Genomic DNA, 12576 nt, shown 5'->3' on the forward strand with positions numbered 1-12576 from the left:
GAGGGTTCTCTCATCGGATGTGCCAATCTTCGACCGGTTCGCGCAGGCCTGATTTGACGCTGCGCAGGATTGCATCATTGACGGCGACGGCGCGCAGGGCGTCGTCGAGCGGCATCACGAAAGGGGTTTCGTCGCGAACCGCGGAAATGAAATGGTGGACCTCCTCGAAGAGATCCCCCGTGATGCGGCCATTGACGGTCGGCCAGTGCAAGGCGTCGGGCTGCGACCACTGTCCATGCGATAGGATACGTAGACCGTGGTCGCGCACGTCGAGGTCGATCATGCCTTCAGTGCCGATGATTTCGGTGCGCGCCCAGATGCCGGTCGGAACGGTCGGTGGCAGCGTCCAGCCGAAGTAGAGCTGTCCGCTCATTCCGTTCGACAGCTCGACGGTGGAGAAGATCGCGTCTTCGGAGCGAACTCCGAGCGAAGGCATGAGCTTGGCGACCGATCGGGAGTAGACGGCGATGATGTCTGAACCTGAGATCCATTGCAGCGCATCCACGTCGTGCACGCCGACGTAGAAGCAGACGCTCGAGTTTCCGTTCATGCGAAGACCGACTTCGCGATTGGTGAAACGGCCGCTGCTGCCGTGGATCGGCTCGCCGATCCGCCCGGATTTCACCGCTGCCGCGGCTTCGCAATAGCGCGGGTCGAACCGCAGGATGTGGCCGACCAACAGACGCGCGCCGTTTCTCTCCGCCGCTTTCGCAATCGCCTTGGCAGCGGAAAGATCATGAGCCATCGGTTTTTCGAGCAGCACCGGCTTGCCGGCATCGAGCAGAGTGCGGCAGACGTCTTCATGCAGCGTATCGGGTGCCGCCACTATGTAGGCGTCGGCGGCATTGGCAGTCAGCGCGGCGGCGGCATCGGTGAAATGCCGGACGCCGAAATCGGACGCGGCCTTGCTTCCCGAGGCAGCGTTCGGATCAACGAATGCCGATAGTTCCGCGACAGGGCTCTCGGCAACCACCTGCGCATGCAGGAGACCCATGTAGCCGGCACCGACGATGGCGATCTTCAATTTGCTCAAAGGGTCCTCCTTACAGGCATGGTGCAAGGTTGGATGCTGGCCGGGGTGCGCAGGCTGGTGGTGTGATCGTGCGATCACCGAAGGCCAGCGTCATCACATCTTCTTCCGTCGCCCCACGCGCCAGCGTGCCGACAGAGTGGCCTTCGCGCATGACGACGATGCGGTCGGCAACGCCGAGGACCTCGGGCAACTCGCTCGACACCATGAGGATCGCCGCGCCCTCGGCCTTCAATCTTGCGATCAGGTGATGGAGTTCGGACTTTGCGCCGACGTCGACGCCGCGTGTCGGCTCGTCGAGCAGGATGATCTTCGGCTTGGTGGCAAGCCATTTGCCGATGACGACCTTCTGCTGATTGCCGCCCGAGAGTTCGATGGCCATCTTGTCGGGCTGGGCCGGCCGCACGCCGAGTGAGCCGATGAGATCGCGCGCGAGAGCCAGGATGTGGCGAGGTCTCAGCAGGCCGAAGTGACTGTTGTCGCGAATCCAGGCGAGGGACAGGTTATCCCTGATCGACATCGTGCCGACAAAGCCTTCCAGATGCCGGTCTTCCGGTATGTAGACGATGCCGGCGCGATTGGCGGTCTTGGTGTCGCCGCCGGTCTGCTGCCCGCCGAAAATTCTGAGGGTGCCGCCATGCATGGGATCGAGGCCGGCAATCAGCCTGAGCACTTCGGAGCGGCCGCTGCCCATCAGGCCGGCGAGCGCGACGATTTCGCCCCTGCACACGCTGAGCGTGGCCGACTTCAAGAGCTTGCCATCGGAAATGTTGCTGATCTCGACCGCGGTTTCGCCGACTTGCGCTTCGAGATAGGGGAAGATGTCGCCGACATCGCGCCCGACCATCATGGCGACGATCTCGGCCTCGCTGGTCTGGCTGGTCTGGCGCTCGCCGATGAAGCGTCCGTCACGCAGAACGACGACGCGGTCGCACTGGCTGAAGATCTCTTCCATCTTGTGCGAGATGTAGAGGATGCCGGCGCCGCGAGCTCTCAGCCTGTCGATCAGGTCGTAGAGCTGGTCGCGCTCGCGGTTGGAGAGCGCGCTGGTCGGCTCGTCCATGATGAAGAACCAGGCATCGGACAGAACGGCACGGGCAATTTCCACCATCTGCCGGTGCCCGACGGAAAGCGTTCGCAGCTCCGCGGCAATGTCGATATCGAGCGACAGCTCGTCCATGATGGCCTTCGCATCGCGCCGCATCCGGGCCCGGTCGAGAAATCCCAGGCGGGTGTGCGGTTCGCGGCCGATGAAGAGATTCTCCGCCACCGTCAGGTCCGGCGAAAGGCTGAAATGCTGATGGATGACGCTGATGCCCTTGGCATCGCTGGGGGAGTGGAACTGGACGGCGTTGCCGTCGATGACGATCTCACCCTCGTTCGGGCGATGCAGACCAGAAATGCACTTCACCAGCGTCGATTTCCCGGCCCCGTTCTCGCCGGCAAGTCCCACCACCTCGCCAGCCGAGACGGCAAAGCTGACACCGTCGAGTGCCTTGACGCCCGGAAAAGACTTGCCAAGCCCGCGCAAGGCGATGCTGTGTTTGCCGACCGGTGTTGCGGCGGTGTTGCGGGGCGACGGGGTGGACTTGCGGCCACCGGTCTTGAACAAGGCGGCGACACTCTCCGGCTGGCTGGTGAGAACGGCCACCAGAATGAGGCTCGCGGTCACGAAATAGATCAGGATCTGCGGCACCTGCAGGAAGGACAGGCCGGTGTTGATGACGCCCAGCAGCAGCGCCCCGATCGCCGTTCCCCAGATCGAGCCCTGGCCGCCGGAGAGTTTCGTGCCGCCGATGATCGCGGCTGTGATGGCTGTAAATTCAAGGCCGGTGCCGGCAAGCGGCTGTGCCGAACCAAGGCGGCCGATGGTGAGGATCGCGCCGAGCCCGGCTGTCGCACCGGCAATCACGTAGACGGAGATGCGCACGAGGTCGACGGGAACCAGAGAGGCCCGCGCCGCCCCCGCATTGCCGCCGATCGCATAGATCCAGCGCCCGTATACCGTTCGATTGAGCACGAACCACCAGAGGCTCAGGCAGATGGCGGCGATGATGACGGAGACCGGCAGCAGGCCGATTGTCTCGCGTCCGGCGAAAAGCAGGACCGGATCGGCGACCGCGATGCTGGATGCGCCGGAGAGACTGAGCGCCAGGCCGCGCGCGAACGCCATGGTGGCGAGCGTTGCGATGAAGGGAGAGATGCCGGCAAAGCCGATCAGCGCTCCATTGAGCAGACCTATCGCGGCACCGCCACCGATCGCGGCGAGAAGGCTCAGGCTCGCCGACCCGGTTGCCGTGTAGGCAAGACCCGCGGCGATGCCGGAACAGGCGAGATTGCTGCCGACGGAAATATCAATGCCGCGCGCGATGATCACGGCCGTCATGGCAAAAGAGATGAGGGCGATGACCGCACTCTGCTGCGCGATGCTGACAAGATTGCCGGTCGACAGAAAACGCGGATCGATCCAGCCGAAGACGGCGATGGCGACCAGCAGCACCGCGATGAGAACCGGTTCGTTGCGCCGCAGTAACAGAGAGGTCCAGGACTGGAACATGGGTCGGTCCTCTTATCGAGCATCATGCGCGGTCACCACGGAGCGGCGACGGCGATCGTCAGGAAAAGGGGACGCCGGATGACATGTCATCCGGCGCTTGAGCCGCTTTAGGCTGTTACTTTGCCAGGGTCATGGCGGTCGCCGGAACCTTGGGACCGAGTTGCTCGGTATAGTTCTTGGCTTCCACCGCCTCCTTGTCGGTGTTGATGTATTCGAAGGTGAGGCCATCCGCCTTGAGCTTCGCCGCCGTCGCATCCGAGGTCACGAAATAGGTCGGCATGTAGAGATCCTGCGGCAGCTTTTCGCCGTTGGCCAGGCGAGCGGCAACGGCGATGTTCCAGTAGCCGACACGATAGGCGCCGGTCAGCACGTCCATCACCATCTTGCCGTCGTCGATCAGCGGCTTCATCTCGGCGTCGCCGTCATAGCCGCCGTAGAGCAGCTGGGTTCCCATCGAACTGGCAACGGAATCGGCTGCCAGGCAAAGGCTGTCTGAGATGCAGCCGATGGCCTTCAGGTCCGGATAGGTGGTGAGCCATGTCTGGGCGGCATTCGTTGCCTTGGCTGCGTCCCAGCCGGTCGGCTCGATGCCGACGACCTTGATGTCCGGAAACTCCTTTTTCAGGGTTTCGACAAAGCCTTTTTCGCGCGTGTCGGACACGAAGTTGCCACGCGAACCGACGAGCAGGGCGACTTCGCCCTTGCCGCCAAGCGACTTGCCGAGCGCGCGGGCAACCATCGACATGTTGTCGTAGTCCGGATAGAGCGTCGAATAGTTCGAGCCTGCCTCGACCTTGTTGCCCATGGTGATCACCGGAATGCCGGCGGCGGTGGCTTTCTGGATCACCGGAATGACCGCGTTCTTGTCGATCGGATCGATCAGGATCGCGCTGACGCCCTGATTGATGAAATTCTCGATGATGCTGACCTGTTTTTCCAGGCTACCCTCGGCGCTCTGCCAGGTGGATTTCACCCCATAGTCGGCGGCAGCCACGTCGCCGGCTTCCTTCATGCGGACAAAGAAGGAGTTCTGCAAGTCGATTGCCGCAAGTCCAAGAACCTTTTCCGCGGCAAGCGAGGGCGTTGCGATGGCGAGTGCAAGCAGAGTAATGGATGCTTTCAGGGAAATGCGCATGTTTCAGTTCTCCTCTTGTTGCGACAGGACGATTCTTCGCCTCTTTTTCATGTCCCGCACGACGACCGTCCCAGCGACAGGCATTCCGGCGGTATTCCGCGGCACTCGTGCCGTATCCATGTCGGGCCGCGTCCTGCGTGGACCGGCCTTTCTCGACCTCAGCCGTTCAGGCCTTCGACACCGGCGCCGCAGACAAGCCCGGCGATGCGGGCGCCGCGCGGTGGCTTGAAAGCTCCGCTCATCAACGCGGCCAGCGATGCCGCGCCGCTGAGGTCGGCGGCGATGCCGAATTCGAACCAGAGCAATTCAGCGGCTTTCTGCATGTCCGCATCCTCGACAAGGACGATGTCGTCGACGTGCTTGGCGACGATCTCGTAGATACTTTCGTCCGTGCGGCCGCAGGCCATGGTCGCAACCTTCGTCGTTATCTCGGGCAAGCGAACGACACGGCCGGCAGTCAGGGAGGCGTGAAGGGTCGGTGAACCGGTCGGCTCGACACCAACGATCCTGGCGTCGGGTTTGACGTGCTTCAGGACTTCGGACATGCCACTGATGAGGCCGCCTCCGCCGATCGCGACGATGTAGATGTCGGCATCGGGAATCTGGTCGACCATCTCCAGCGCCACGGTTCCCTGGCCGGACACGATCTGCGCATCGGCGAAGGGATGCATGTAGAAGGCGCCGCGCGCTTTTGCCTCGGCCAATGCAGCCTCATGCGCTTCATCCCAGACCTTGCCTTCGAAGCGAACGTCAGCGCCCCATTTGCGCAGCTTTTCCGCCTTCAGCGGGCTTGCATTGTTCGGCAGGTAGATGGTGGCGGGAGCGCCGGCCCGGGCAGCCACATAGGCGGTGGCCAGGCCGTGATTGCCGCCGGATGCGGCGACCAGTCCGTTTTCGATCCGGCCCGGCTCGAGCGTTTTCACCCGGTTCGTGGCGCCCCGGATCTTGAAGGAGCCGCTCACCTGGAGGCATTCGAGTTTCAAATAGACATCATTTTGGAGGTTCGCGCCCGTGGCATGGTCGAGCTTGACGACCGGGGTGCGCCGTATGAAGGGGGCAATGCGCCGGGCAGCCGCCATGATGTCTTCATGGCTCATCGGTCAGTGCCTCCGGATATTCGTTGGCCAGCACGAAACAGCAATTCCCCGGGCGCACGCGGCCGGGTTGACGCTTGGCGAAAACGATGCCGTCGATGGGGTGAAGGAGATCGATGGGCGCGCGCGACGGCGTGTGGAGGAAGTGAATGCGTCCGGCAAGGTCGCCTTTGCTGACGGCACTGCCGAGGGGGCTCAAGGGTTCGAAGACACCGTCCTCCTCGGAAAGCAGATAGCCTTCGCTTCCGGGCACCTTGAGCACGCGTGCGTTGGCGCCAGGGGCAATGTCAGGCGCGCCCTTCAGGACGCCTGCATGTTTCAGCACATTGCGGATGCCCCTGCGGCAGATGGCCAACGCATCCGGACTGACAAGGCCGCCGCCGGCCATCTCGCTGCCGATGACGATCAGCCCCTGGTGATTGGCGGACGCGGTCGAGGTCCGGGTTTCGCCGAGATTGTCGACCATGACAACGGTCGGCGCCCCGAAGGCGAGCGTCGCCTTGATGTTCTTGCGATGCCCCTGCGCGGTCGGGGAGGGCTCGATGATCGCGCTCGGCAGGATCATCAGGGACGAACCGCCGGAGTGGAGATCCAGGAAGTAGTCGGCCTTCGGAAACAGGATGTCATGCACATAGGCCGCTATCTGGCTGGTCAGCGTGCCGTTGAAATCGCCCGGAAAACTGCGGTTGAAATTCAACCCGTCGACCGGGGAGGTGCGGGTACCGGCCTCGACAGCCCGAATGTTGATGGCCGGAATCGCGATGATGCGACCGGCAATATCCCGTGGATCGATCTCGCGCAGAAGTTCGCCGAGCGCGATCGGCCCCTCATATTCGTCGCCGTGGTTGCCACCCTCGATCAGGACCGTCGGACCGTCGCCGTTCTTGATGACGGCGAGCGGAACGCGGACCGTGCCCCAGGCATCGTCGTGTGGCGATTGGGGCACATGGAAGAAGCCGATCTGCTTGCCCTCGCGATCGAAATCGACCGACGTGTAAACACTGTTGTTTCGGGGCGTGATGGTCGCGCGGACAGTGTTTGCTGGTCTCTGGACGGTCATCGGCTCGGCCTCGAAATTCATTGTCCCCGTCATCATGTCAGTTTTATATATGGTGTCAAGTTTGGATATAAAACCAATGGCAATTCCGATTTCTTGTCTCTATCGTGCGTGGACCACCGGGGATTCTTCGAATGGCAGATGACGCAAAAGAGAGTGGCAAACCGACCTATTCGGCCCCGGCGCTGACGAAGGGTCTGGATGTCCTGGAACTGCTGGCGGAGGCGCGGGCGCCCTTGACGATGAAGGAGATCGCGGAAGGCCTCGGTCGTTCGAAGAATGAGATTTTCCGGATGCTGATCGCGCTCCAGGAGCGTCAATATATCGAGCGCAACGCCGAGACCGACGCCTATTCGTTGACCGACAAGCTTTTCAAGCTGGGGCTGCACACGCCGAGCGCTCAGGATCTCATGTCCGCCGCAATGCCCGAGCTGACGCGGATTGCCGGGGACTCAAATCAGTCGCCGCACCTGGTCGTCTTCAATCATGGCTTGACCGTCGTGACCGCGGCCGTTCCCGGCGGCGAGGACATGGCGTTCACGCTGCGCCTCGGCTACGGCCGCCTGGCCACCGACGCGACCTCCGGCCATGTGATCCTTGCCTTCCAACCGCCAAAGGTCGCGACGCGGATGATCGACGAATGTGCGGCACATTCGCCGGCGCCGCTGGATCGAGAGGCGCTGGAAAAGCAGCTTCGTACCATCCGCGCGGACGGTTACTGGATGCGCGAGAGCCGTGATTTCGTCGGCATCACCGATATCTGCTGTCCGGTCATCGGACCGGACGGCAGCGCCGTCGCCTCCATTATCGTCGCCTATATCAATCGCCATACGCGTGAAAGCCGCCATGCCTTTACTCTGGAGGTCCTGCGTGCTGCCTGCGATCGCATCTCCATGAAGCTGTCACCGAAGGTTCGCTGAGGGGTCGTGGTGCGCTGACGGCGCGGACGAGGCACCGCCCGCGGGACGTTTGCACCGGATTGATAATACCAGTATGGGTCCAGTCAGGAATGTTTTGATCCTGGGTGCTTCTCGCGCGGGAGGAAGAGCAATGACAACCGTGAACCTGATCGGGCTTGTCAGTCGGGAGATGGAAGCGACAGCCTCCGATGTGCCGCTTTACAGACGGTTGAAATCGGCGATCGAGGCAGCGATCCGCTCCAATGCGTTGAAGGCCGGCGCGGTTCTGCCGGGCGAGCGGGTTCTGGCGGAAGCCCTGTCGATCTCGCGTGTCACTGTGAGAAAAGCTCTGGCGTTGCTCGAAGAGGAAGGGCAGCTCAATCGCCGGCATGGTTCCAAAACCGAGATCGGGTCGCGGGTCGAAAAATCGCTTTCGACGCTGACGAGCTTTTCGGAGGATATTCTGGCGCGCGGCCTGAGGCCTGGATGTCTATGGCTTTCCAAGCAGATAAGCCGTCCATCGCCAGCCGAAATGATGGCTCTTGGTATTGCCGCAAACACCAATGTAATCCGCATGCGCCGTGTGCGGACGGCCGATGGCGCGCCGATCGCCGTCGAGGTCTCGGCCGTGCCGGTTCGCTTCCTTCCTTCGCCCGAGATGGTTCAGGACTCCCTCTATGAAGCGCTAGATGCACGCGGCTTCCTGCCTCAGAGGGCAATCCAGCGCATGCGCTCGCGCGGCGCGTCGCTGGAGGATGCAAGACACCTTCATTGCGAGATGGGCGCACCGCTGCTGATGACCGAGCGCCGCTGCTTTCTCGCGGACGGACAGATCGTGGAATACTGCGAGACACGCTACAAGGGAGACGTCTACGACTTCGTCTTCGAGCTGCAAAGATAATACCAGTCATGAACTGGTTGTAATCTGGTATTTTCCATTTATCGTGATGGCGACAGGGGAGTGCCGACGTGCAGCGGGAAGACATCGCCAACTGTCTCATCGTGTCCTGCCAGCCGGTTCCCGGCGGCCCGATGGACAGTGCGCAATTCGTTACGGGCTTTGCCAGGGCCGCTCTTGAAGCCGGAGCCAAGGCCCTGCGCATCGAATCCGTGCCTTATGTCGCGGCCGCCCGCCTGGCAGTCCGCGTGCCGATCATCGGTATCGTCAAGCGCGATCTCACCGACAGCCCCGTGCGCATCACGCCCTATCTGGCCGATGTCGAGGCGCTGGCCGAGGCGGGCGCCGATATCATCGCTTTCGATGCGACGGATCGTGTCCGTCCCGTTCCTGTCGAAGCGCTTGTGAAAGCCGTCAAGGCCAGGAACAAGCTGACCATGGCCGATTGCTCTTGCCTTGACGATGCGCGCCGGGCCCTTGCCGCGGGTGTCGATTTCGTCGGCACGACGCTTTCCGGCTATGTCGGCGGGCCGGAGCCGGAGGATCCGGACATCGCCCTCATCGCTCAAATGCGAACCCTGACCCCCTACGTCATCGCCGAAGGGCGTATCCGGTCGCCGGAGCAGGCGGCCGCCGCCGCGCGCGCCGGCGCCTGTGCCGTGGTTGTCGGATCGGCGATCACCCGTACCGAGCACGTCACCTCGTGGTTCCACCAGGCGATTTCCGAGGCCTATGCGGCAAGGGGCACGCAAACCGTGCTTGGCCCAACCGTGCTGGGCATCGACATCGGCGGAACCAAGACCATGGCCGCGCTGGTCAGCGGCGGCAAGGTGATCGAGGACATGATCGTGCCGACGGCGCGAGAGGCTGGACCCGACGCCTGGCTGGCATCCCTTGCGCAAAGCACGTCGGCCTGGTCGAGCCGCTTCAGTCGTATCGGTATTGCGGTGACGGGACTGGTGCACGATGGACGCTGGTCGGCGTTGAATCCGGCGACGCTTGGCATTCCCGACGGCTACCCGCTGGTCGAAAGGGCATCCGCTGTTTTCGGCAAGCCCGTCTGTGCGTTCAACGATGCCCAGGCAGCCGCCTGGGGCGAATACAAATTCGGCGCCGGGCAAGGTCGCGACATCGTCTTTCTGACCATCTCGACCGGAATTGGCGGCGGCATCGTTTGCAACGGCCGATTGCTGTCCGGTCTTGCCGGTCACTTCGGTCTGATCCGTGGTTTGTCTGCAGACCAGGCCCCGCTCGAAGACAGCACCTCCGGCCGCTGGATCGCTTCGCAGGCCCTCAAGGCCGGCTTCAAGGCCGATGCCGCCGATGTGTTCGGGCTTGCGCTGAAGGGCGAGGCCTGGGCCGACGCCATCGTCTCGCGGAGCGCCTCGCGGGTCGCGACGCTGTGCCGGGACATTCAGATGATGTTCGATCCGAAATCGATCGTCATCGGCGGCAGCATCGGTCTTGCCGATGGCTATCTCGACCGGGTGCGCGCGCATCTGGGCGAGGTTCCACCGCGCCTTTCCTCCAATCTCGTTGCGGCGAAGCTCGCGGGCCACGCCGGCGTCATCGGTGTTGCCGATCTTGCCGAATGGGCAAGGTAGCGGCGCCGCCGGTCATGCCATGCAAAAATCATCAAAAAAGAAGGGAACGATCATGAAATTGAGCAGGACGTCTTTTGCGCTTATGGCCACCCTCCTCGCGGGGACAGCTTTGCCGACCTTTGCCAACGCAACCGTGACCGTGCTCGGCTGGCCTGGCGGGTCCGAGGAAACCGCACTGCGGGCAACCGTGGAAACCTACAACAAGCAGGCAAGCGATGCCGACAAGGTGGAGCTGCTGTTCTTCAACCGCGAAGGCTTTTACGACAAGCTGCAGGCCGACATGGCGGCCGGATCCAACGCCTTCGACGTGAACCTCGTCGCCACCTACTCGCTCGGTCGCTACGCGCCCTATATGGAGCCGGTCGATCTTGGCGCGGATGCGGCCAAGGTTTTCGGCGAATCCGTTCTCAAGACGATGCAGTTCGACGGCAAGCAATACGGCGTGCCGACAGACCTTTCGCTGCACTTCATGTACTACCGCAAGGATCTCGTCGACGCCTTGAGCAGGGATGACGCCGCCAAGAAGACCTATGGTGAAATCGCCCAGAAATATCTCGGCAAGCCGCTGCAGCCGAAGGACCCGGACAGCTGGACCTGGGACGACTGGGCGGCCACCGCCCTCTATTTCACCAAGCAGGTGAACCCCGACAGCCCGGTGCGCTACGGCACGGTCCTGCAGATGAAGAACCTGCTGTTCAACATGATGGTCTTCCAGTCCCTGCCGCGCTCCTACGGCGGCGACTGGATGGACAAGAACGGCAATGTCACGGTGGATTCCGATGCCTACAAGACCGGCCTCGAGCTCTACAAGAAACTCTATGATGCCGGGTCATCGCCCAAGGATTCGCTGAGCTACGAATATGCGGAAACCAACGCGGCCTTCGCATCCGGTCAGGCCGCGACGGCACTGCAGTGGAATGCCGCGGCGGCGGATCTGACCAGCACCGAAAAATCTCCGGCGGTCGCCGAGGTGACCGGGATCGTCGCGCCGCCGGCAGGTCCCGACGGACGCGCCGATCATATCCACGGCCTTGGTTTGGGCCTCAACAAGAACGCCAAGAACAAGGAAGGCGCCGTCAAGTTCCTGAAGTGGCTCGCCACCGAGGATGCGGCCTTGCTCTATGCGCGCAGCGGCGGTTCGCCGGCATTGTCTCCCGATGTCGTCGCCAAGGTTGCGAAGGAACGTCCCGATCTCGTCAAGCTCGGCGAATTCGCCAGCAAGTACGGCTATGTCATGACCGGAGCGACGTCCGCGAGTGCGCTCCCGGTCTATGAGCTGCAGGCAAAGGAGTTTACCGGCTACTGGTCCGGCCAGCAGAGCCTCGAGGATGCGCTCGCCCACACCAAGGCGGGCATGCAGGACCTTCTCAAGAAATGAACCATTTGCCGGACGCCGGGTCGAGCTCGGTGTCCGGCGCGTTTGGCGGATCGACATGGCCCTTGTGACACGTGCCGAAGGCAGGATGTATCTGACGCCGCTGGTCGGCTTCCTGCTGCTGTTCCTCGGCTTTCCGGCGATCGTCAATCTGATTTATTCCATTTCGGCCGTCACATTCGAGACGCTGCGCAGTCCGGTGTTGAGCGGTTTCAGCAACTATGTCGCGGTGTTGAACGACCGCGAATTCTGGAGCTCGGCCTGGTTCTCTCTGCGCTTCGGTATTCTTACCGCATCAGCGGAATGTCTGATCGGTCTTTTCCTTGCCATCTTCCTGGCACCGCTTCTGAGCAAGCGACCAGTCCTGATGGCGCCGTTGATGCTGCCGCTGATGGTCGCGCCGGCCATGGTCGGTCTCATGTACCGGCTGGTGCTGCATGAATTTGCGGGCCCCGTCCCCTACTATCTCTTCGAATGGTTCGGTGACAGCCCGGCCTTCCTCGACATCAACAATGCCTTCCGCACCCTTGTCGTCGTGGAGACGCTGCAATGGACGCCTTTCGCCTTCCTGCTCTTCTACACGGCCTATTCGGCCATACCGCTCGACGTGCGCGAAGCCTCCTCGCTCGATGGCGCATCGCCGTTTGAGATCGTCCGGTGGATCGACCTGCCATTGATGAAGCCGACGCTGGTCATCGCGTTTTTCATCCGTTTCATCGACGGTTTCCGGGTGTTCGACAATGTCTATGCATTGACCGGCAGTGGTGCAGGAGGTTCAACGACGTCCTTGTCGATCTACATCTACCAAGCCTTCTTCAAGGAAGGGGCTATTGGCAAGGCGGTCGCCGCCTCGGTTGTCCTGTTCATGGCGTCGTTCATCGTTCTCCACTGCCTTAACCGGCTTGCCGGCCGCAGGAAGCGTTGACG

At 62.3% G+C, this 12576-nt stretch carries 10 protein-coding genes; 5 read left to right on the top strand and 5 right to left on the bottom strand.

All coding sequences use genetic code 11. The annotated features are described in order from the left end of the window. Positions 1-10: 10 nt before the first annotated feature. From A9K65_RS14345 to A9K65_RS14365, 5 genes are all read right to left on the bottom strand, one after another. Positions 11-1033: a Gfo/Idh/MocA family oxidoreductase gene (locus A9K65_RS14345; protein WP_064992552.1), complete on the bottom strand. Its 1023-nt coding sequence runs from the start codon at positions 1031-1033 to the stop codon at positions 11-13. Positions 1034-1043: 10 nt separating this feature from the next. Further along, the gene (locus A9K65_RS14350) at positions 1044-3587 is read right to left on the bottom strand and encodes an ATP-binding cassette domain-containing protein (protein WP_084015469.1); all 2544 of its coding nucleotides are present in this window, start codon (positions 3585-3587) and stop codon (positions 1044-1046) included. Positions 3588-3702: 115 nt separating this feature from the next. Beyond that, on the bottom strand, positions 3703-4722 hold the full coding sequence (locus tag A9K65_RS14355) for a sugar ABC transporter substrate-binding protein (protein WP_063172720.1): 1020 nt from the start codon (positions 4720-4722) through the stop codon (positions 3703-3705). Positions 4723-4880: 158 nt separating this feature from the next. Next, positions 4881-5819 (bottom strand): threonine/serine dehydratase, encoded by a 939-nt coding sequence (locus A9K65_RS14360; protein ID WP_013530436.1) that lies wholly within the window; start codon positions 5817-5819, stop codon positions 4881-4883. Next, a complete protein-coding gene (locus tag A9K65_RS14365; protein ID WP_224620669.1) occupies positions 5809-6912 on the bottom strand; it encodes a succinylglutamate desuccinylase/aspartoacylase family protein in 1104 nt (367 codons plus the stop codon). The genes A9K65_RS14360 and A9K65_RS14365 overlap by 11 nt, the downstream gene beginning before the upstream one ends. A gap of 95 nt (positions 6913-7007) precedes the next feature. Here A9K65_RS14365 and A9K65_RS14370 point away from each other — a divergent pair, with 95 nt between their 5' ends. From A9K65_RS14370 to A9K65_RS14390, 5 genes are all read left to right on the top strand, one after another. After that, on the top strand, positions 7008-7793 hold the full coding sequence (locus A9K65_RS14370; protein WP_024503981.1) for an IclR family transcriptional regulator: 786 nt from the start codon (positions 7008-7010) through the stop codon (positions 7791-7793). A 130-nt stretch (positions 7794-7923) separates the two neighbouring features. After that, the gene (locus tag A9K65_RS14375) at positions 7924-8673 is read left to right on the top strand and encodes a GntR family transcriptional regulator (protein ID WP_084015467.1); all 750 of its coding nucleotides are present in this window, start codon (positions 7924-7926) and stop codon (positions 8671-8673) included. Between the two features lie 68 nt (positions 8674-8741). After that, positions 8742-10274 carry a putative N-acetylmannosamine-6-phosphate 2-epimerase gene (locus A9K65_RS14380; protein ID WP_084015465.1) on the top strand — a complete coding sequence of 511 codons (1533 nt, stop codon included), beginning with the start codon at positions 8742-8744 and terminating at the stop codon, positions 10272-10274. Positions 10275-10356: 82 nt separating this feature from the next. Next, entirely contained in the window at positions 10357-11652 is a 1296-nt protein-coding gene (locus A9K65_RS14385; RefSeq protein WP_244514326.1) for a sugar ABC transporter substrate-binding protein, read from the top strand. Positions 11653-11707: 55 nt separating this feature from the next. Beyond that, positions 11708-12574 (top strand): sugar ABC transporter permease, encoded by an 867-nt coding sequence (locus A9K65_RS14390; RefSeq protein ID WP_064992551.1) that lies wholly within the window; start codon positions 11708-11710, stop codon positions 12572-12574. Positions 12575-12576: the final 2 nt, after the last annotated feature.

Origin of the sequence: Mesorhizobium sp. WSM1497 (assembly GCF_001672455.2) — a bacterium.
GTDB classification, from domain to species: Bacteria; Pseudomonadota; Alphaproteobacteria; order Rhizobiales; family Rhizobiaceae; genus Mesorhizobium; species Mesorhizobium ciceri.